Source organism: Rufibacter sp. DG15C (assembly GCF_001577755.1).
Classification (GTDB): domain Bacteria; phylum Bacteroidota; class Bacteroidia; order Cytophagales; family Hymenobacteraceae; genus Nibribacter.
The window spans coordinates 2834302-2856299 of record NZ_CP010776.1 but is presented as its reverse complement, the minus strand read 5'-3'; the positions used below and the strand labels follow the sequence as shown (position 1 = coordinate 2856299).

Below are 21998 nucleotides of genomic sequence, written 5' to 3'. Positions count from 1 at the left end.
AAAGCCAGATGTACCCAAACCTCCACACACCAACCTAACATGAACAAAAAATGTATGGCTTTCCTGCTTTTCTGGTGGGTAAGCCTTTCCTTTGGCTTTGCCCAGCAACAGGCCAGCAACTTGGTCCAGATCACAGACATGCTCAAGATCAAGCAAATGGGTTCTGTGGCCTTGTCACCAGATGGCAAACAGGTAGCCTTTACGGTAACCAGCATTGAGCCGGACGCCACCCAGAAAAACGAGTTCAAGTACGTGACCCAGCTGTACCTGCAACCTACCAATGGCAGCGCGCCCGCCCGGCAGCTCACCTACGGCACCAACAACGCCACCCAACCCACCTGGAGCCCAGATGGCAAGCAACTGGCTTTTGTGCGCGTGGCAGATGGCAAGGCCCAGATTTTCTTGCTTTCGTTTGCCGGTGGTGAGCCCGTGCAGTTAACCAAGTTCAAGTACGGCGCCAGCCAACCGCGCTGGAGTCCCAACGGACAGCAGATCTTGTTCACGTCGGGCTTTGCGCTGCGGGAGTTACTGGCAGATTCGCTTTTAAACCCCACGCGTGATGTACCCAAATGGTCTTATGAGAAGCCGGGCTTCTTCCAGAATGAGCACCTGCGGCCCAATACTTCCAAAGCCAACCCAGATGGATCCTTAGCTGAGATCAGAAACTATCTGGACCAGAACGAGAAAGACAACAAGGCCAAGGTAATTAACCAATTGTCTTTTCAGGAAGAGTCCACTACTTCTTCTACCATCAACCTTTCCCATGTGTTCATCATGGATGCCAAGCCGGGGGCCACGCCCAAGGACCTGACGCCCGGCTTTGCGTCCAGCTCCAATCCATATTTTGTCAACAACGGGCAACAGGTGGTGTTTGAAGGCGATTCCAAAGTAGAAGAAAATCCAAATAGGGCCCTGGAGAATTCCATCTATCTCATTAATGCTGATGGTAGTGGACTTAAATCCCTGGTTTCTAAGCCTGGCTACTCTTACAATGGCTTGTCCGTGTCTGCGTCCGGTAAAATGCTGGCCTTCCAATACAGCCAGGCCATGCAGGTGGCGCATCCTATTTTAATGGTCATGCCCGTTAGCGGCACGCCAAACGACATTACCACCATTGCCTATGACCGAACCAAAAGCAATCTGGTTTGGGATGAGAAAGACCGTACTCTCTATTTCCTGTCTCCGTCTAACGGTGGTTTTGTCTTAAACCGCGCCGATGTCAAAAGTAAAAAAGTGACCCAACTCACCGACTTCAACAGCGGCGTAAACAGCTTTGACGTCAAGAAAGGACAATTAGTCTTTGCCAAGACTGAAGTAGCCAACCCTAATGAATTGTATGCCGCCAACGCCGAGGTTAGGAACGTCAAGCGTCTCACTTCTTTTAATTATGACTGGGTAACTGCCAAAAAATTAAGCCAGCCCGAAAAGCACACCTTCACCAACAGCAAAGGCCAGACCGTAGAGTATTGGGTCATGAAACCTACCAACTACGTGGCCGGTCAGAAATACCCATTATTATTAGAGATTCACGGTGGACCAACGGCCATGTGGGGACCCGGCGAAAGCAGCATGTGGCATGAGTACCAGTACTTCGCGGCGAAGGGCTATGGGGTGGTGTATGCCAACCCACGCGGCTCTGGCGGCTACGGCGAGGAATTCATGCGCGCCAACATCAAGGACTGGGGTGCAGGTCCGGCCAGTGACGTCTTGACCGCGCTGGACAAAACCGTAGCAGAAGGCTGGGCAGACACCTCCAAACTAGCCATCACTGGTGGCTCTTACGGCGGCTATCTGGTTTCCTGGATTCTGGCTCATGACAAACGCTTCAAGGCGGCCTGCTCGCAGCGGGGCGTGTATGACTTGACCACGTTCTTCGGGGAAGGGAACGCCTGGCGCTTAGTGCCCAACTACTTTGGCGGCTACCCTTGGGAGGCCCAGCACAAAGCCATCATCCAGAGCGAGTCGCCGTTCACCTACGTGCAGAATATCACTACCCCGCTCATCATCTTCCATGGTGAGAATGACCTGCGCACCGGCGTCATTCAAAGCGAAATGCTCTACAAGGCCCTCAAAATCCTGAACCGTCCGGTAGAATATGTGCGGCACCCAGGGGCCACGCATGAGATCACGCGCACGGGCAACAACCGCCAGCGCATCGACCAAATGCTCCGCACCTATGAGTTCTTTGAGCGGTACATGAAGTAATGAAAAGTGAATAATGACTAGTGATTAATAAATAGAGTTGACAAGGCCGTTCCTAATGGGAACGGCCTTGTCATTTTTGGTCTCTTTCCCAGAAAACGGGCCAAAAACAGCAAGGCCTGAATCTGGTAGATTCAGGCCTTGCTGTTTTGTAGTTAGTGTCAGGTATGGGAGCTTATGCAGCCTTAGCCAGATATCTCAAGTGTGAAATGTGAGAAGCAATGGCCGTTCTTGTTTTTTCGTACTCAATATACGGAATCTTATACTCAGCGCAAGTCTGTTTTATGATTTTGCTGATCTCAGGATAATGCACGTGTGAGATTTTAGGGAATAAGTGGTGCTCAATCTGGAAGTTCAAACCGCCCGTCAACCAAGAAACCACTTTGTTCTTAGTCGCAAAATTGGCCGTGGTACGCAATTGGTGAATGGCCCACTCGTCTTCAATTTTGTTGGTTTCAACAGTGGCCACCGGGAAATGGGCGTCTTCTACGGTATGTGCCAACTGGAACACAATGCTCAACACCAAGCCCGTGAACATGCCATACACCAAGAAACCTACCAACCAAGGCAAGAAGCCCACCATGTAAATGGGCACTACCACAAACATCAAAAAGTGCTGCACTTTAAACGCCCAGAACGAGATGTGGTCAGCGCGCTTCATTTTCTTTAATGGAATATCGCCCACTTTCTGAGTGAAATACTTTACGTAGTCCGTGAAGAAAATCCAGTAGATGTACAACATGGCATACGCTCCCCAGAAATAAAAATGCTGGTATTTGTGAATGCCCAGGTGCTTCTGGTTCTCACATAAACGCAAGAACGGACGTGCGTCCAGGTCATCGTCTACGCCGTCAATATTGGTGTAGGTGTGGTGAATGACGTTGTGCTTGGTGGTCCACATAAAGATGTTGGCCCCCATCACGTTCAAAGAAAGTCCGGCAAGCTCATTCAGCCACTTCTTCTTACTGAAACTCCCGTGACCACCGTCATGCATCACGTTAAAGCCAATGGCCGCGGTTACGCCGCCCAGCAAAACGCATTCTAATAGCGCCACCCACACGGTTGGGGTGAAGAACACTAAGTGCACATACAATAAGATTAAGCTGGAGATGAGGATGATCGCTTTGGTGTAAAGCTTATAGTTACCGGTGGGAGATGTACCACGATCGGTGAAGTACTGATTGATCCGGTTTTTCAGCTCTGCGTGAAAGCCAGTGGGTTGCAAAAATCTTGGCGTAGCCATAAATAGTAATTAGATGATGAGAAGGCTACAGATGAATAAACGCCTTCGGCACAAATTTATATCTATAACTGACTTTAAAGGTAACGCTTTCTACGTTAGTATTAATTCAACTGGTCTAGGAAACCATTTGGTTTAAATTTTCCCAGTAATCCGTTTTTAGCTAAATTCCTGTAAAACAGCCCAAAAACGCCTTTTAGAAGTCATGTTGTAAATACGGACTTGTTAGGGTATGTGGTTCTATAAATCAATTATATATTTTTGGCAGCTTGCTTAGTTAGGGTAAATCAAATATCCAATGGTGATATAATAGGACTGAAAAGTAAGCTTATACCAAAATTCCGTTTTTGGCCTGTTTCTAGGAAATCAGGTCAAAAACGGACTTGAATAATAACAAAGACTTGGCTATGCACCTTTGAAGGCATCATCAGCGGTTGGGCCGTACATGCCCGGCACCGGAATGTCCAGCAACCTTAAATAAACAGACAATTGCCCGCGGTGGTGGATGAGGTGGTTTAGGGCTACGTTTCTAATCACCGCTGTCTTGGGCATAGAAAAAATCACATGTTCCCCGTGCCGAAGCGTCCAGTTTTTACCCAGGTCTGCATAAGTTGCGTTGGTGAGAACTTCAGTGACGTTGGCCACCACCTGGTCATGGTAGGCGAGCAGCTCTTCAGTGGTAGTTGGCTTGAACGGTTTGTATTTCTCTTTGACAAAGTCCTTCTCTTCTGAGCCCAATGAGCCCGCAATGAACATCTCTGGGATTTCTGCTACGTGCGCGGCCAAGGTGCCCAAGGGCGTGCTTTTGGAATGCGGCTGCCACTCAAATTTGTCTGAGGGAATGCGCTCCAGCATTCTTCTAGTGCTTTTGGCCTCTTGCTTGAACTCCTGTAATAGTATTTGATTCAATTCCATAGGTAAGGATGGTTGGACTGGTTGCACAAGTAAGGTAAAAATGAAGCCGGAAAAAATAATGGGTGGCGGGCCTTCTTGTAGTAGAAAAGCTCACCACCCATTGAATGTTTTAGCCTAACCGGCCTGTATGTTTGCTTAAGAAAAAATCACGGGCAATGCGTGTTAGTTTCTCAACTGCGCCAGCTGCTGCTTCAATTCTTCTACCTTGTTGGCTTCTGACTGCTGCTCACGCTTCAGCTTGATCTCTTTGTCACGGGCGGCTTGCTTGTAGTTCTTGAACTCTTCGTTTACCTCTTCAAAGGCATGTATTTTCTCCTGTGCCTCGGCGTTGCTGTTTTTGTACATGACAGAAAGGGCCGCCGCTAAAACGCCCAAGCCTAGGATGATTCCCAAACTGAGCCACACATACACTTGCTTGTCCATGTCCATGCCCAACACGGTGAGGCTGGCCACGTCATGCGCGCCCTGCTGCAGCTGTTGGTCTTTTTTGGCGTTCTCCTGCTGCAAGGCCAGTACCTGGGCTTTCTGGTCGGCTAGTTCTTGTTGGGTTTTGGCCAAGGCCACGGCCGTTTCCTTGCCTGCGTTCTTAATGCTTTGCTGCCGTGCCTGCAAGGTATCCTGGACACTTCTTAAGAGGGCGTCTAAGCCGCTTTCGCGCACTACCCGGTACCCTTGGCCCTTCTCTGTGTAGGAAGATGACCTGAATTTTAAGGAGTTGAATTGTTGCTGTAACGTATAGGCGGCGCGGTTTCTGACCGGCGTTGCGGTTCTGGTTTGGGTCTGCGCCATGCCTGCGGTTAGGATGGTAGCACTAAAAAGGATTGAAAGGGCGAGGGCTTTCATACGTACTAGTTAAAGTCAAAAAATACAACCTGTGAAAATAAAGCTACTGATTTCCTTTGAAGGGTAAAAGCCCTAATGGCCACTTCTCCGGTTTTTCAAACTTTTTTCTTCGGTAATACTATTTCAACGGTCCACGCTTCTATTTATTGAGTGCAAGGCTAGCGGCAAAGCCAGAAAACCAATGCCATTTTTAGGCTGTTTTCTGGGAATCAGGCCGAAAACGGAAGCGGGCCACCAACCTAGTCCTGGGCAGAACCGTTATCTTCAGCCAGTGTCACTTAACTCTTAGCGCCATGTCCCTTTCGTCCTTCCTCTCTCCTTCTGCGGCCAAAATTAAAACCGGCGTTTACTTTAGCCCCGGCGAAGAATGCCTCAACGCCATCATTTCCTGCATTCTAGCCGCCAAGTCGTCGCTCAAGATTTGCGTGTTCACCATCTCAGATGACCGCATTACCAGGGCCATATTGCAAGCGTTCCAGAAAGGCGTGGCCATTGAACTGCTCACCGACAACGAGAAGCTGTTTGACAAGGGATCAGATATTAAGGAACTGGGGCTGGCGGGCCTGACCATACGCGTAGACAACACTGCCAACCACATGCACCATAAGTTTGCGGTGATTGACCAAACACACGTGCTCACGGGCAGCTACAACTGGACTAGAAGCGCCGCGCTCTACAACCATGAAAACCTGTTAATTTCCTCAGACCCGCTGCTGGTAAAACCCTACTTGTATGAGTTTGATACGCTTTGGGCTGAGATGGTGCCTTTCCAGTAAAGTCCTAAAACTTGCCAGAAGATTACCTAGAGGCGGATAGCCTGCTTTCAAGAAAACCAAGAGGTTAAATGATTGCGGAATTCAGGACTTTTCTGGTTGGAATTAAGATAAACTGGGGTGAGTTTCTTGAAAGCTTTAGAAATCTATCTAGGAGAAATTTCTTGGGAGTAGACGCCTTCATAGGCTTGCTCCAGATTGGCCCTGTAGCTGAAATAAGCATCTAAGCGACATGCTTTGAGGGCATGTTGCATAAGCTGGTTTGGGTTTACCAGCACTACGTGCAGTTGCTGGTTTCGGAGGACCAGGAGTTGGTTGATGAAATGGCACATCCCCAACTGCCTGATGCACTCCACAGTATCACAGTCTACCCAGACATGGCCCTCCTTGTGCTTTTGCCTGACGCTCAGTAAGCGTCGGCTTAACCTCTTGTCACAAGTGTCCACATCGCCTTGCAAAAGGACAATCACTTTGTCTCCTATATTTTCGGTTATAATCTTTTGCATGGCCAGTCGCGCTCAACTTCACATTTGCACACTCCTTCAGCTTTGGAAGCAATCAATTATAGAGGTATACCCAATTATACGCGATTGGCCCTTGATCAGCCCTTGATAAAACACGGCAAACGCATTGTATAAACACTGATTTTAAGACACTTACCCAGATATAGCTATCAGCAGAGATTACCCTTTTGCATGCAAGGCTTGGGTTACTTTACAGATTGATGCCCCAAATGCCTCAGTCGTTTTTAGCCTGATTTCTGGAAAACAGGCTAAAAACAGAAAACCCTTCCTTGTGCAGGAGGGGCTCTGGGTCATAGTTTTATTTTGGTATGGGATATGGGTATGCTTACGCTCTCTTGTAAGAAGCGGGCAGCAAGTGGTATGTGCTCAATTTTAGGGAGCCGTTCTTTAGCTCTGAAATTCCGGCTTTGGTAATGTAGTAACTGGTAAAGTTGGACAGGTTGCAGCTGGTGAGGTACCCATGACACTCCAACACTTTACAACATGAAATCACCCGCTCCAAGGACATGCCAGACATCACACTGATGGTGTCTGGGGAAAGGGGTAAATGAACCGGCGAAGGATCTCCCTTCACCAGTCTATGAATGGCTTTCAGCACGATATCTTCTTCTCTCATATGGGGGTAAAGGCAGCTTTTACATGCCTAGAGTTGAACGAAATGCCTACCCGGAGGTTACTAAAAATACTGTATTTATACGGATAATCTAAATTAGAAAAACGCTATTCATAGCCTCCAGAGGCGCTTTGCCATATTTTTACAAGCCAATCATCTAAATAAAATTCAGAAACTAGAGCCCCCACTTTTAAACATTTCAGGAGGAAACTGGTTGTTATGTCCCTTCTCTTGTAAAAATCTGGCACTCAGAAACCATCATGTTTGAGTAAGTAAAATTGCCCGCAATTTGTAGCTGCATGCACCATCTGTCCGTTTCAGGCTTGAGTCGTTTTTGGGTTGTTTTCCAGAAAGTAGGTTAAAAACAATCAGGCTCGTTCTTCTTCGTCTTGTTGGCGGTTCTTGGAGTTGGCATTGGAGAGCAGCAGCCGCCTAATGCGGGCAATGTGGACCTTAAGCTCATCTGCCCGCTCCTGCTGTGATACTGACCAAGCGTTATGCCCTTTCTTTCGGTCTTGCTCTGCCATGGCACTAAGCATGGTGCGTCGCTCCTCTAACATGCGCAAGGCAATCCAAAGCGTTTCTTCTATGGAGTCTATGTTGGCGTTTAAGAGCGCTTCGGCCGTAAAGGAATGACCGGCGTGGCACCTAAAGTGTTTAATGTGGCCTTGGCTTACCTCCCAGAGCGCACCCCCGCAGTCTGGGCAAGAATATGGCGCCCGGGTGCCCAATAGGTCAATCTGCCCTATCTCACCAGAGTCAAGCATGACCCGTTCGGCAATGGTGGCCTCAAAGGTGATGTCCTCGGGAATTTCATTAGAAGACGAGGCCGGCACAAACACCAGTTCCTCTAACAGCGCTCCCATCTCTGAAATGCTCACCACATAGTCTACCTCTACCTCATGCAAGACGCTTAAGGGCATGTCTGGGTACTCGGCGTCCTCCGGCTTCTGCACCATGGTTATGCCGCCGCTCCGCTTGATCATCTCCATGCCCACCGTGCCGTCCTGCAACATGCCCGTTAAGACAATGCCGATTACCCTGGGGCCGTACGCCGCAGCTGCGCTCCTGAACAAGGGATCAATGGCGGGCCTGAACAAATTCTCCCGTGGGCCTTTGGTGACCAGCATCTTGCCTTTCTGCAACAGCAGGTGGTTGTCTTGTGGTACAAAATAGACATGCCCCATTTCTATGGCTTGCTCATGCTGGGCCACCTGACATGTAAGTGGGGTTATTTTATTTAAGCGGTCTACCAGTACTTCGGCGTTGGAGTCGCGGGCCAGGTGCTGCACAATGAAGATGGCGGCGGGCAAGTCTTTGGGCAATTGGCTTAACAGATCGCAGAGGACGGCCATGCCCCCGGCTGAGGTACCAATCACAATGATTTCATGGTGGGGAAGTTTCATGCAAGGAGATGTTGGTCCGTTTTGATAATACGCAGGTTAAGCCCAGACTGGACATTCGTACCCTCTGAAGATCAATGCAGATCATGGTCTGGCAGGGAAACCAAAGGGAATACATCAGTATAAATGCGGTTTCTTGCACCTCACCGCGGTTTTAGGCCGGCAAACCTCCATATTTTTGTACCTTGTAAGAAGAAAGCGCCTTGGTACTTCCAGACTTGGAACCTGATGGCCTACAGGGAACAGTAGCCTAACCCTTCTACCCGCCCCTCATCAATACGTACATTCTATATGGAAAGAACAGAAACTGAGCCTTCTACAGCCCCAGTTACCCCTACTCCTCACGCTCCTCTAGGTCTTAAGCAAGACAAGCGCAGCCAAGACTTTCAAGTGGTGGGGATTGGTGGCTCCGCCGGGTCCCTGGAAGGGTTTGAGACGTTCTTTCAGCACCTGCCCATGGGTACTGGCATGGCCTACGTAGTGGTTCCCCACCTGGATCCTACCCAGAAAGGCATGATGACAGACATTATTCAGCGCTACACCTCCTTGCCCGTGCAAGAAGTGACTGATCATTTGCCGGTGCAACCAGAGCATGTGTACGTGGTACCGTCCAACAAAGAAACCTCACTGGAGAAGGGCTTTTTCAGGCTGCACGCCCCAGAGCAGCCCAACGGCCAACGCATGCCCATTGACTACTTTTTCCAAAGCCTGGCCATGAACCGGCGCGAGCACGCCATTGGCATCATCTTATCAGGGATGGGCGCAGACGGGACGCTGGGCGTGAAAATGATCATGGAAAACTTTGGGATGGTGATGGTACAGACCCCAGAAACAGCCCGGTTTGACGCCATGCCCAAAAACGCCATCAAGACCGAGTTTGTAGACCACGTTCTACCCGTTGAGGAAATGCCGGATAAGCTGCTGGCCTACGCCAAGATGCCGCCCCTAAAAGGCGACCAAATGGCAGAGGCGCACAAGTCCACCCAAATGCTCCAGAAGATTTTCTCCCTTATCAAAAATAAAACGGGGCATGACTTCTCCTTGTACAAACGCAACACCATCTTTAGGCGCATAGAGCGGCGCATGAACAGCCATCAGATTGTGCAGTTCTCAGAGTACGTACATTTTCTGCAAGAGAATCCTCAGGAGGTAGAGCTGCTATTCAAGGAGTTGTTGATTGGCGTGACCAAGTTCTTTAGGGATGGAGAGGCCTTTGCCCTGCTGCAGGAGAAGTACCTGCCAGAACTGCTCAAAACCAAACAGGACGGTGATTATGTGCGCGTATGGGTGGCAGGCTGCTCAACCGGCGAGGAGGCCTATTCTATTGCCATCCTGCTGCAAGAGGTTGTTGAAAAGCTAGGCCTGCGTCTAAAGATACAGGTCTTTGCCACGGACATTGACCCAGAGGCCATTGACCGCGCCCGAGCCGCCGTTTACCTGGATAACATCACCGCCGATGTTTCGCCTGAGCGCCTAAAACGATATTTCAACAAGGTAGATAGCCAGTACCACGTCAAGAAAGAACTACGGGAAATGGTGGTGTTTGCCGTGCACAACGTCAACCGTGATGCACCTTTCACCAAACTGGACCTGCTCACCTGCCGCAACTTGCTCATTTACCTGTCAGCAGACCTGCAGAAGAAACTGTTCCCGGTGTTTCATTATTCCCTGAACCCCAACGGGCTGCTGTTTCTAGGGTCTTCAGAGACCTTGTCTGGGTTCCCAGATATGTTCACCACCTTAGACAGTAAATGGAAAATATCTCGCCGCAATGAAACCACCATCCCCCTGTCCAGGCTGGTAGAGTTCCCGTTTGCCTTTACCCCTTCCTTTGACTCCGTGAAAACAAACCCTGAGCCGGCCATTACCGTGAAAAAAGAAAACAACCTGAGTGCCGTGGTGCAAAGCGTGCTGCTTCAGCACTTTGCTCCTCCTTCTGTGATTATCAACATGAAAGGTGATATTTTCTATGTGCACGGTAGAACGGGCAACTACCTGGAGCCGGCGCAGGGGCAGGCCACCTTCAACCTGTTTGACATGGCCCGCGAAGGCCTCAATTTTGAACTGGATAACCTGGTGAGCAGGGCTTTGGTGCTCAATGAACCTGTTACGGCAGAGAACATTCAGGTAAAAACCGACCAAAACACCAAAAACATCAAGCTTACCGTATCGCCGCTGAAGGAGCCAGACCCTTTAAAAGGCATGCTGATGGTGGTCTTTGAAGACATGCCCCCCCGCAGAAGCAGAAAAGGTAAGAAAGACAATGCAGAAGAGTCCTCGGCCAAGGATGACCGCATCAAAGAATTGGAAAAAGAGCTGCTCTATACCAAACAGCGCCTGCAGTCTACCATTGAAGAGATGAATTCCTCCCTTGAAGAGTTGAAGTCTACCAACGAGGAACTGCAAAGCGCCAACGAGGAACTGCAAAGCACCAATGAGGAGTCCATGACCAACAAGGAAGAGATGCAGTCTCTCAATGAGGAGCTCATGACCATCAACCTACAATACCAAACCAAGACAGAAGAGCTCACCAACTCTAACAATGACATGAAGAACCTGTTGGACAGCACAGAGGTGGCCACCATCTTCCTGGACAACAAGCTCAACATCAAAAACTTTACGCCGCAGGCCACCCAGATCTTTAACTTGATTAGGGCAGATGTGGGCCGCTCCATTACGCACATAGCCTCTAACCTTAAGTACCAGCGCATCCCAGAAGACGTGCAGGAGGTGTTGGAACGCCTGCGCAGCAAAGAGGTGCACCTGCAAACAATAGATGAGCAGCAGTGGTACTCTATGCGCATTTTGCCGTACCGCACGGCAGACAACTTCATTGACGGGGCGGTGGTCACTTTCACCAACATCACCAACTTCAAGAACCTGGAGGCCAGCGTAGCCGCCACCAGCCTGTATGCCGCCAACATTATTGACATTATCCAGCAGCCCTTGGTGGTCTTAGACGGCCAACTGCGGGTAGAATGTGCCAGCAACGCCTTCGCGCAGACGTTTCAGTTAATTCCAGAGCAGTTGAAGGGCCAGTGGCTGTACCATTTGGGCAACGGGCAATGGGATATCCCGGGCCTGCGCCTTTTAATGGAGCGGGTGTTAGAAGAACGCATAGACATTAAGAATGAGGTGCTGGAACATGAATTTCCGGTGTTAGGCTACCGTAGGATTATTTTAAACACCCGCCGGGTAGAGCAGACGGAAAACAAGCCGTTTAAGATTCTGTTGGCCATGGAGGTATTTGAGAATTAACGCAGAAGGCCATCTATACGCTTTTGAATGTGCGCTATGAGTGAAGAAAAGAAAGTCTCTATTGGTCTGGCCCATGATTTCTCCCTGCTTAGAAAAGAAGCCGAGAAATTACAAAAGCCCGTGAGCGAGGAGGATGTGCAGAAGATGACGCCGCATGAGATTAAACGCCTCATTCAGGAGTTACAAACCCACCAGGTGGAATTGGAGATGCAAAACCACCAGCTGCAAATGACCACCCAGGAGCTGGAAGCCGTCACGGCCAAATACCAGGACTTATACCATTACTCCCCTTTTGGGTATGTGACCCTAGATGAGCACGGCATCATTGAAGAGGCCAATGCCAAGGGAATGGACCTTTTGGCCACTACCCAGCAGAACTTGCTTGCCCGTAGGTTCAGTCAGTTTGTGCACCCAGACTACTTGGATGCCTACTACGGGTTCTTCAGGAAGGTTCTGCTCTCCAATGGTCCAGAGACGGTAGAACTGCAGGTGGTGTCCAGCACGGGCGCCATTTTCTATGCCCAGCTAGAAGGACTGTTGTTGCGCCGGCAGAATGACACCGACCAGTGCCGCATTGCTTTTGTAGATGTGACGGAGCGCAAGACGGCCCATATAGAGCTCTTCAACAAAGAGGCGTTGCTTTCTGCCATTGTCAATAACTCTTTGAATGCCATCCAAGTATTGAAAGCCGTGCGGGACCATAAAGGCAAGCTCATTGACTTTGAATGGGTGCTATTGAACAGAACCGCAGAGATTTTCCTGGACCATACCTTAGGGCAGCTGCGCAAACACCGCCTGTCTGACTTGTTGCCTGAGATGAAGGAGAAGGGTTATTTCACTACCCTGGAACAGGTCTTGGAGGACAACAAACCGGCTACGTTCACCGCCCAGCTCACCGTCAACAACCAAGCCCACTGGCTTAACTGCGTGGCCACCAAACTGGAAGACGGATTGGTGCTCACCTCAGAAGACGTGACGCAGCAGCGCATTGCCAATGACAAGCTGCAAGAAAGCCAATTGCTGGTCAAAAAGATGGCCGAAGCCATACCTGACTTCCTTTATATTGAGGATTTACAGGCGGGCCGCAATGTCTACAACAACCGCAACTTTCTATCCTTCTTAGGGTATTCAGAAAAAGACATCCAGGGCCACCCACGTGACTTGTTAGACACCCTTTACCACCCAGAGGATGAACATCTGCTGCTGAACCGCGCCAAGCGTTTTGCCCAGGTAGAGGAAGGACGGGTACTGGAGTACGTGGTGCGCATTAAAGACAAGAAAGCCAATTGGCGCAACATCCAGTTCAGGGAGACGGTCTTTAAGCGTGGAGCCTCTGGTGTGCCGGTGCAACTGGTGGGCACGGCGCAGGACATCACAGAGAAGATGCGGGCAGAACAGGAGTTGCAGCGCCTGCACAAAACCATACGTGCCATTCTGGAGAACTTGCCAGTGATTATCTGGCGCTTAGACCCAGAAGGCCGCATCATAGAATCAGTGGGTTCTGGTTTGGCTTCTTTGGGCTACAAAGACCACGAGCTGGAAGGCAGGCTTATCTCAGAAGTGAATCCCAGCATTGTGCCTAACATTCAGCAGGTTTTAAAAGGGCATTCTGACTTTTTCATTGCCGAGTCTGAGGTAAACGGCAAGAAACGGTACAAGCAGAATTACTTTGTGCATGACAAAGACACTAAAGGCGGCATTGGGTTCTGTTTAGACATCACTGAACAAAAAGCCGCCGAGGCAGAAGCCCAATACCGCAACATGCTCCTGGACCAATTGCTGAAAAACTTACCATTGGTGTTGGCGGTGGTGGACCAGGAGGGCCGGTACCTGGAGATTAGAGGAAACGGGTTGAAAGCCGTGGGGATGCAAGACAATGAGCTCAAAGGCAAATTAATCTATGACGTCTTCCCATTCTTAAAAGAGAACTTCTCCGGAATACTCTCAGGAGAAGTCAAAAGCTTTACAGCCGCTTTTCCGTATCAGGGCAAAAACTCCTATTTCAAGAACTACGGCTTTCTAGAAAAACAGAACCAGGTAGGCATTGCCTTTGGGATTGACATTACAGACCTGCATGAAGCCCAGGAAAAGCTAATTCTAGAAAAGGAATTCTCTGAGAACCTGCTGGAAACCCACATCAACGGTATTATCGCTTTTGACAAGTCCCTGCGTGTAACGGCCTGGAACAAGGCCATGGAACAGATTACCTCCCTCCCCAGGGAACAAGTGTTGGGCAAACCAATCCAATCCTTCTTGCCCAAGTCAAAGCCTGGCACGCTTCTGCAGAACCTGCAGAGGGTTTTACAAGGCGCGCAGGTAACCATTAAACACTTGCCCTTCTTGCCAACCAACAGGTCTTTTGAGGTGAACTTTGCACCACTTTTTGGCGCTAATAAAGAAGTGATAGGGGTTTTAGGAATTGTCTGGGATGTGACGGTCCAGAAAGCCAAACAGAAGGCAGAAACACAGTATGAGCTTTCGCAGCAAAAGGCGGTGATGGAGGCCGTACTCACCACGCAAAACGAAGAGCGCAAACGCATAGCCGAGGCCCTGCACAACAGCCTGGCCCAGCTTCTCTATGCGGCCAAACTTCATTTAGAAGAATTGCAGACCAAAAGCACCATTGACGTGAATTTGATAGAGCCCGTTGCCAAGGTGTCTGGTTTTTTAGAGGAGGCCATCAAAGAGACCCGTACCTTGGCGCATGAACTCATTCCCAGGGTGTTGCAGGACTTCGGGCTTAAGTCAGCTCTTAAGGACCTGGCTACCCGTCTTACGTCCAAGAGCCTTTCCATTCAATGCGTGGTAACGGGATTCAGCCAACCCAAGGATTATGCGCTGGAGACCCACATCTTCCGGTTTGTGCAGGAGCTGCTCAACAACGTCATGAAACACGCCCACGCCACAGAGGCCTTGGTGCAAGTAGTTGACAAAGGAACCGCAGTACGGGTGCGGGTAGAAGATAACGGCAAAGGGATATGCACCCAAGAAATGGACAAGCCTGCCTCAAAGGGCATGGGACTTAAGACGCTACAAGACAGATTAAAGCTGTTGCAAGGAGAACTGACTGTGACCTCGTCAGAGAAGGAAGGTACTATTATTACGATTGAGATACCCACCAAATAAGGTTAGCCCGCCATTTTTGGCCTGGTTTCCAGAAAACAGGCCAAAAATGGTGAACCTGAAAGCAACAGAATAGTTAGCATTGTTTAACCTGTAGGGCTGCCTCTTCTTTTGTTGGCACAATGGTCATGATCATGTGCAAGCCCAGTAATTCAAACACGTTTCTCACTTGGTCACTCATTCCATACAAGACCATGGGTATGTGCAGGCTTTCTAGGGTGCCCAAATGTGAGATGAATACCCCCAAGCCCGCAGAAGATATATATTTTAATCCTTGGCAGTCAATCCAAAGCTGTGAGATTGGTCTTAGTAGCGCATCTTCTATGGCGCGGTCTACTTCTAAACATGTAGACGCATCCATTTCCCCAACCAAGCGCAGGATATAAGCCTGCGGCTCTTGTTCTATTACAATCTTCATGGACTTGTCTGTTTATTTGATGAAAATAAGAAAAAAAATTCTTTTTTCAACGGGCATTTGCCTTACGCAAATTTGGGAGGCAGCTGCACGTACTGGAGGGCATCTTGAAAGGTAGGCTTAATCACTACCAACGAGTCAAAACCAGAACTGCTCACAACCTCGTGGATGTCTTTTCTTAGGTTGAACAGTACCAGGTTTTTCTTTTGGGCCTGTAAATGAGAGATTAAAGGCAACAAAAGGCGTAATCCAGTGGGGGACACCTGGATGATTTTACCAAAGTCTACTAGAATAAAGGGGCTTTTCCAGGGGGTGGCTTCATGCAGCACATTCAGTAATGTTCCTGCATACGCCTCATCTAAACTTCCCTGCAGGATAACAAGGGGCGTATGATCCGCTAAATATGTAGCCTGCACGCTTTTGTCATATCTACCCTCCATTTTCAACCTCCTTTATGCTTAGCAGTCACTGGTTTACAAACATAAGTATAACATTTTTTTCCTATATGAGGGTAAATACTATAAAATCAAGTACTAATACTCATTCTTCACTTAAGTCGAGATTTTACGTAACAGGGATGGTGGTAAAGAAATGAGTAGGCCGTATTTTTAATACCTAAAACCAAGTATTTCTTTTTAACAAAACGCACAAGAAGGCTTGTCTAATAGAATATCAGCAACACAATGATAAAAGTTATAATAACAGACGACCATACCTTGATCAGAGATGGTCTTAAATCGCTTCTTAAGTCAGACAGATCTATACAGGTGGTTGGAGAGGCGGAGAACGGCGCCCAGCTCTTGGAACTGCTAGAGACAGTGACGCCAGACGTGGTCATGCTGGATCTGAATATGCCCGTCATGGACGGTTTTGAGGCCCTCACCCAAGTGCAGGCCAAGTACCCACATGTGAAAGTGCTGATTTTGACCATGCTGGACCAAGACAGCTATGTGACCAAGGTGCGCACTGCCGGGGCCTTGGGCTACGTCTTAAAGACGGCCGGACGCACAGAACTTATCCATGCCATCAAAACCGTGGCCGAGAACAACTCTTATATCTGTTCTGAAGTGGCCTTAAATCTCTTGAACCGGGTAAACAATGGCCCTGGAGAGCAACAGGAGTTTTCTGGCAAAGGAACCTCAGACCTCTCTAAGCGCGAAATGGAAGTGCTAAGGCTGATTGCAGAGGGATATACCAACGCCGAAATCGCGGACAAGCTCTTTGCTAGCAAACGCACCATAGAGTCTCACCGTCAGCATCTGATTGAGAAAACCAAGGCTAAGAACACGGCCACCCTCATTAAATATGCCATACAACAAGGCTTGATAGACTAGTTGTAACCAAAACAAACCCCCTTGCACGCAGAAGCCCGCCATTGGTAATGGCGGGCTTCTGCGTGCAAGGGGGTTCAAAACAAGTGAACCCTACTACGTTTACCGGCTTTTTAGCGCAGGCAGTCTTAGTACATTCTTGCCTGCCTCTGCGTGGTCTATGTAAGCCTGCCTCAATTCCTGAAGCCGGCAAATAGATTCTTTGATGGTTGTTGGGTCTGTAGACAGAAGAAGGTTGTTCTTCAAAAGCTTTTCAATAGGCTGTGCAGCCACTTTTTTCTTTGCAGTGATACTCATAGGAGTGTGATCAAAAGAATTTGGGAAAGCACATTAATGTACGAACAACGAAACTACGCTATTGAAATTAAATACACAACCCCTACAATATGATTAATTAAAGGGTTTGTTGCATCTTAAAAATTGTCTACCTTTACTTTGAACGTAAAAGGGACTGACATGCAACCATTTCTTGGCTTTTTATTTTTCTTCTTGGGCCTGTTGGCTTCTTTCGTGACGTGGTTGTTGACCTTGCTCTTCGGCTAAGCCACCTCTCCTCTTGGTGATTATTTAGCCAACCATGTTTGGCAGAGCACCTTGTGGTTACCGCTCTCATTTCTTTTAATGTGCGTGCATGTCTGCGCTAAAAAACAGCGTACTTTTGCACCCCCATTTACCTGCTTGCGTTTGATAGGTTGGAATGGTTTTCCCAACTTACTCTTATGCCTACAACCTCGGCTCCCTCTCCTATTCGTTTAATGGCGTTTATGTTGGTGTTGGCCTTTTTGCTTCTCAGCATCAAGTTCGCTGCCTACTTTCTCACGCACTCCAACGCCATCTTTACGGATGCCCTTGAGTCTATCATCAACTTTGTGACGGGTGGGTTTGCCTTGTACAGCGTGTACCTGGCCGCCAAACCCAAGGACCAGGACCATCCCTACGGCCATGGTAAGATAGAATTCCTGTCTTCTGGCTTTGAAGGCACGCTGATTTTACTGGCCGGTATAGCCATCATCATCAAATCCATCTACAACCTGCTCTATCCACACCCTATTGAACGCTTAGATTGGGGTATTATCCTAACGCTGGTTACCGGCGGCGCCAACTACCTGGCAGGCCGTTACCTGGTGCGCACCGGCACCAACCAGCACTCCCTCACCATCATCGCCAATGGCAAACACCTGCTCACAGATGCCTATACCAGCCTTGGCTTGATCATAGGCTTGCTGGCCATCTACTTCTTTGAGTACATCTGGCTGGATGCCGTGGTGGCCATCATATTTGGGTCTATCATCACGTACACGGGCTACGGACTGGTCCGTAACTCCATCTCTGGGGTCATGGACGAGGCCGACCACGAATTGATTTCCCGCATCATCTCTGTGTTGAACCAACGCCGCCGCGAAAACTGGATAGACCTGCACAACATGCGCGTCATCAAGTACGGGCGGCAACTGCACATTGACTGCCATTTAACCCTGCCTTGGTACTTCAACCTGGTTGAGTCCCATGCGGAGGTAGACGCCTTACAGGAGATCATCACAGAAGAGCTAGGCGATGTGGTAGAATTGTTTGTACACCTAGACCCTTGCCTGCCCCCTGACAGCTGTAAACTGTGCACCAAGTCTGACTGCCATGTACGGGAGAATGCATTTGTAGGGAGGGTGGAATGGACGCTTGAGAACGTCATTGAAAACCAAAAGCACGTCTTGGTCTAACGCTTCCGTTTTTGGCCTCTTTTTTTGGAAAACATGCTAAAAACGATCTCCGCTTTCTGATTAAGGCTTTACTGCTGCGTCTTTTGGTTTCAACCAAAGGTCACTCACAATTGGATAATGGTCTGACAGCTTCTGCCGGATGGCACGGTAGCCACTTCCTACCATTCGATTGTCATGCAACAGGTAATCTATCCGTAGAATAGAGAACATGCCATCATAGGTATTGCCTAGGCCCCAGCCACTCTCTATGAAGGCGTCTTGCAGCCCTTTGCTAATTTTATTATACGTAAAAGAGGCCGGCGGATCATTGAAGTCGCCGCATACAATTACAGGGTAAGGTGACTGCTGAATGTGCTTGGCCACTACCTCTACCTGCTGTGCCCGCTTGACGGCCCCTACCTTTAACCGCATGATAATATTGCGGGAGGCGGTGAGTTTCTCATCATTGGTGGGCTTGGCATTGGGGTTACCCAAGAACTCATAATCTTCCCGCTTAAACCGGTTAGATTGCAGGTGCACATTGTATACCCGCACCGTGTCTGGGCCTACTTTAATATCTGTATAAATGCAGAGATTGTTGGTCACTTCATTAAACATAATATTACCCCTATTGACAATAGGATAAGTACTAAAAGTAGCAATGCCCCAATGGTCGGTCTCCCGTTTTGTCTCTGTGTAAGCGACGTGCTTTTGGGTGGTTTTCTGCAGGTGGAGCAGAGTGTCAAGGTTGTTTCGGCCGGCCTTGGTAGAGGTGTAAAACTCTTGGAAGCACACCACACTGGGGGCCTCGTCCTGCACCATTTTAAAGATCTTCTCTCGGGTTAATGGGTTGCCTGTCCAATTGTACAAATCAAAGAGCCTAGCGTTAAAACTCAACACTCTGATTTTCTCGGCTACGGCTGGCACCTCTGCCGGGAACAAGTTCAACTGCACCTGCGCCCTCAAGTTGTCCAAGCCAATGAGCAGCACGAACAAGGAGATGAACAGGGCTCGGCTCTTTACCAACAACCAGTACACCACAAAGAGAATGTTCACCAACAAAATGCCAGGGTAGGTCAAGGCAAAAAGGCTGGCCACCCAGAAACTACCTGGGTTTATATAAGAGCAGATGTGCGCCAACAGCAACCAAACTGCCACTCCTATATTTAGGAAGACAATCAGTTTAAACAGAAAACTTCTTCTGGTTTTTTGGGCAGCCACCGCAACACGTTAAGGTAAAACTTGCAAGCTTAAAGATACAGATAGAGGAAGTGGAACGGAAAGCCCAAGGTCAGAATCTTCAAATCTAATAGAGGCCTAGACAGCTGCTACTATCAACTCCTTAGTACCATGACCGTACAATAGTAGAACGGCAAAATCATGGCGTAAGGTATCCTTGACTAGATCAAAATCTACCGGTTAAAGTAAATCAAAAGATACAAGGTGCTATCCACTTGATTTAAAAATTAGTATAAAAATTTCGAGTGAAAACCTTGGAAGACCGTGGAACATCTCACCTAAGCGCAATTGGCCATTCCAGCTTCTTCTAACAGCTGATTTAGCTACCTAACACCTCTCAAACTAAAGCCAAATCATGCACCTATAGGCCAATAATGAGGCTAATCGCCGAAAATCTGGAGGATTCACTGGCTTTTCCTGCACATGGCACTACCAGACCTTTCATTATCCCTCCAAAAACCACCTGACACGTTGTCATATAGTGTTCTTACTATATTACTTGCCAGGTTTTTAATCTCTTTCTCTTAAAGCTACACTTCACATATACTTTTACACACAGTTGCGGCTACTCAATGACCATAGTTAAAACATAGAGAGCTGCTTTCCGCTTTTGGGAGTGAACTGGGAGAAGTCATACGGAGGCATTGACCTGCCTGCAAAATATTTTCTGTGGTAAATTTTAAAGAGGGATTTGATAGTTTCTGCCCATTGGCCTTCGCCGTGCATGCGCCTTCCAAACTGACTATCATTGAGAGATCCGCCGTGGCAAGACTTGATTTGGTCCAGCACTTTGGCCGCCCTATCTGGATATGCCTTGAGTACCCAGTCCTCAAAAATCTCCCCTACCGCTCCGTTTAACCTTACTACGGTATAGGCCGCTGAGAGCGCTCCGGCATTGGCCGAGGCTTGCAAAATAGCAGGGATCTCTTGGTCATTTAGACTTGGAATGATGGGAGCCACCATCACATTCACCGGCAGACCGGCCTCGGCTAGAGTCTTCACCACCGCTAATCTTCTTATGCCCGTGGCCGTGCGCGGCTCCAATTTTTGCCGAAGTTCTTCTTGCAAGGTGGTAATGGAGATGTTCAAATGCACCAAGCGGTGCTTGTGCAATTCTTGTAATAAATCAAGGTCACGGAGAATGAGTGCGTTCTTGGTAATGACGCTCACCGGGTGCTTGTATTGGAGCAGCACCTCCAGCAGCTGACGGGTAATTTTACGCTTGGCTTCTGTGGGTTGGTAGCAATCTGTGTTGCCCGCCAGCATGATGGGTCGCACCTTCCATCTGGGGTTCTCCAGCTGTTGCCTTAGTAGCTGCGGAGCGTTTTCCTTGACTATGATTTTCTGCTCATAATCTAGCCCTGCCCCCATCCCCCAATAGGCATGTGTGTTGCGCGCATAGCAGTAAACACAGCCATGTTCACAGCCTTGGTATGGGTTCATGGAGTAGCTCAAACCAAGGTCAGGGGAGCTAACTTCATTGACGATTTTCTTGGGGTTCTCAGTTAAGAATTGCGTCTTAGATTGGGGTGTCCACTCTTCATCCAGGCCCTCTAAGTGGGTGACTACATACTCTTGGTTTAAGTATGGATTCTTAGGATTGTATTGCGCCCCTCTACCTTTCCTGGCTTCAGATCCCTTAAAGGGAGCTGATGACTGATGACTACCTCGCTCTACCATAGCTAAATTTATTAGCTTTTTAGAACATCCGCAAGGTCTAAACACCCAAATATTTTAGCAAATAACTAACTCACTATTAATCTGATAGTTAACCTTAACAGCAAAAAAAAACTAAAATAGCTACTCAAGCCCATCCTTCTACAAACCTTCTGATGCAAGTCCGATGGTTAAGGCCCATCCTATGGATAGCTTTTGAAACAGTTCTACGCTGCCTCGGTTTAGAATTAATGACAATTTATGCCTTGAAGTTGTGCGCCCGCGTAAGAGTAGAGTTGTAACCTATAATACCTAACCTTTCAAAACCTATGAAAAAGAAAATCTCAATCTGGATGACCGCTGGAGCATTTGCCATCACTCTCCTTCCTTCCTGCGGAAGCAACAAAGAAGATCAAGCCAATGGAACTACGCCCAACAACCCCACGGTAAACAGTGGCTCCATGAACGATGGCACCAGCTCTACCACAGACATGGAAACGCCTACCAATTCTGGCATGACTGACACCATGAACACCACAACCACCACTGGCACCACGGCTACCACTGCCAGCACTACTGCAACTACCACCGGCGTAACGACTGGCACTACTACAGGGACTACAACTGGCATGAGCACCACGGGCTCAACTGGCACCACAGCTGGTGGCACTACCGCCGGCACTACCGGAAATTAATCACCGCTAGCGCATTAAAAGAAAAGGCGGCCAAACAATAGGCCGCCTTTTCTTTTAGAGTATACTTCACCAGC

The 21998-nt window shown here is 48.6% G+C and carries 17 protein-coding genes; 7 read left to right on the top strand and 10 right to left on the bottom strand.

Annotation, left to right across the window (positions count from 1 at the left end; translation table 11 throughout):
* Positions 1-54: 54 nt before the first annotated feature.
* Entirely contained in the window at positions 55-2205 is a 2151-nt protein-coding gene (locus tag TH61_RS12230; protein ID WP_066509687.1) for a S9 family peptidase, read from the top strand.
* A gap of 172 nt (positions 2206-2377) precedes the next feature.
* Here the strand turns inward: TH61_RS12230 and TH61_RS12225 are convergent, their stop codons facing one another.
* The 3 genes from TH61_RS12225 to TH61_RS12215 all read right to left on the bottom strand — a co-directional run bounded on the left by TH61_RS12225 (position 2378) and on the right by TH61_RS12215 (position 5200).
* Positions 2378-3445, bottom strand: a complete 1068-nt coding sequence (locus TH61_RS12225) for an acyl-CoA desaturase (protein ID WP_066509684.1) — start codon at positions 3443-3445, stop codon at positions 2378-2380.
* A 402-nt stretch (positions 3446-3847) separates the two neighbouring features.
* Positions 3848-4357 carry a DinB family protein gene (locus tag TH61_RS12220; RefSeq protein ID WP_066509683.1) on the bottom strand — a complete coding sequence of 170 codons (510 nt, stop codon included), beginning with the start codon at positions 4355-4357 and terminating at the stop codon, positions 3848-3850.
* Between the two features lie 162 nt (positions 4358-4519).
* The gene (locus TH61_RS12215; protein ID WP_066509682.1) at positions 4520-5200 is read right to left on the bottom strand and encodes a hypothetical protein; all 681 of its coding nucleotides are present in this window, start codon (positions 5198-5200) and stop codon (positions 4520-4522) included.
* 293 nt (positions 5201-5493) lie between these two features.
* Between TH61_RS12215 and TH61_RS12210 the strand changes: the two genes are divergently transcribed.
* Positions 5494-5976: a phospholipase D-like domain-containing protein gene (locus TH61_RS12210; protein ID WP_066509680.1), complete on the top strand. Its 483-nt coding sequence runs from the start codon at positions 5494-5496 to the stop codon at positions 5974-5976.
* Between the two features lie 143 nt (positions 5977-6119).
* On the opposite strand, the gene TH61_RS12205 is transcribed toward TH61_RS12210, so the two are convergent.
* The 3 genes from TH61_RS12205 to TH61_RS12195 all read right to left on the bottom strand — a co-directional run bounded on the left by TH61_RS12205 (position 6120) and on the right by TH61_RS12195 (position 8516).
* Entirely contained in the window at positions 6120-6479 is a 360-nt protein-coding gene (locus tag TH61_RS12205; RefSeq protein ID WP_066509670.1) for an STAS domain-containing protein, read from the bottom strand.
* 343 nt (positions 6480-6822) lie between these two features.
* Entirely contained in the window at positions 6823-7113 is a 291-nt protein-coding gene (locus TH61_RS12200; protein WP_066509668.1) for a hypothetical protein, read from the bottom strand.
* A gap of 365 nt (positions 7114-7478) precedes the next feature.
* Positions 7479-8516 carry a chemotaxis protein CheB gene (locus TH61_RS12195; RefSeq protein WP_066509666.1) on the bottom strand — a complete coding sequence of 346 codons (1038 nt, stop codon included), beginning with the start codon at positions 8514-8516 and terminating at the stop codon, positions 7479-7481.
* Between the two features lie 288 nt (positions 8517-8804).
* Between TH61_RS12195 and TH61_RS12190 the strand changes: the two genes are divergently transcribed.
* Positions 8805-11771, top strand: coding sequence for a CheR family methyltransferase (locus TH61_RS12190; protein WP_066509660.1), 2967 nt, complete (start codon positions 8805-8807; stop codon positions 11769-11771).
* Between the two features lie 36 nt (positions 11772-11807).
* Positions 11808-14897 (top strand): PAS domain S-box protein, encoded by a 3090-nt coding sequence (locus TH61_RS12185; RefSeq protein ID WP_066509657.1) that lies wholly within the window; start codon positions 11808-11810, stop codon positions 14895-14897.
* A gap of 73 nt (positions 14898-14970) precedes the next feature.
* Here the strand turns inward: TH61_RS12185 and TH61_RS12180 are convergent, their stop codons facing one another.
* Together TH61_RS12180 and TH61_RS12175 are read right to left on the bottom strand one after the other, a co-directional pair.
* Positions 14971-15312, bottom strand: coding sequence for an STAS domain-containing protein (locus TH61_RS12180; protein ID WP_066509651.1), 342 nt, complete (start codon positions 15310-15312; stop codon positions 14971-14973).
* Between the two features lie 62 nt (positions 15313-15374).
* Complete coding sequence (locus TH61_RS12175) at positions 15375-15725, bottom strand: STAS domain-containing protein (protein ID WP_231862214.1); 351 nt, start codon at positions 15723-15725, stop codon at positions 15375-15377.
* Positions 15726-15992: 267 nt separating this feature from the next.
* Between TH61_RS12175 and TH61_RS12170 the strand changes: the two genes are divergently transcribed.
* Both TH61_RS12170 and TH61_RS12160 read left to right on the top strand, forming a co-directional pair.
* A complete protein-coding gene (locus TH61_RS12170) occupies positions 15993-16643 on the top strand; it encodes a response regulator transcription factor (protein WP_066509647.1) in 651 nt (216 codons plus the stop codon).
* Between the two features lie 716 nt (positions 16644-17359).
* Complete coding sequence (locus TH61_RS12160) at positions 17360-18355, top strand: cation diffusion facilitator family transporter (RefSeq protein WP_066509643.1); 996 nt, start codon at positions 17360-17362, stop codon at positions 18353-18355.
* Between the two features lie 60 nt (positions 18356-18415).
* Here the strand turns inward: TH61_RS12160 and TH61_RS12155 are convergent, their stop codons facing one another.
* Together TH61_RS12155 and TH61_RS12150 are read right to left on the bottom strand one after the other, a co-directional pair.
* A complete protein-coding gene (locus tag TH61_RS12155) occupies positions 18416-19492 on the bottom strand; it encodes an endonuclease/exonuclease/phosphatase family protein (protein ID WP_157600704.1) in 1077 nt (358 codons plus the stop codon).
* A 663-nt stretch (positions 19493-20155) separates the two neighbouring features.
* The gene (locus tag TH61_RS12150; RefSeq protein WP_066509641.1) at positions 20156-21253 is read right to left on the bottom strand and encodes a PA0069 family radical SAM protein; all 1098 of its coding nucleotides are present in this window, start codon (positions 21251-21253) and stop codon (positions 20156-20158) included.
* Positions 21254-21558: 305 nt separating this feature from the next.
* Here TH61_RS12150 and TH61_RS12145 point away from each other — a divergent pair, with 305 nt between their 5' ends.
* On the top strand, positions 21559-21924 hold the full coding sequence (locus TH61_RS12145) for a hypothetical protein (RefSeq protein ID WP_066509640.1): 366 nt from the start codon (positions 21559-21561) through the stop codon (positions 21922-21924).
* Positions 21925-21998: the final 74 nt, after the last annotated feature.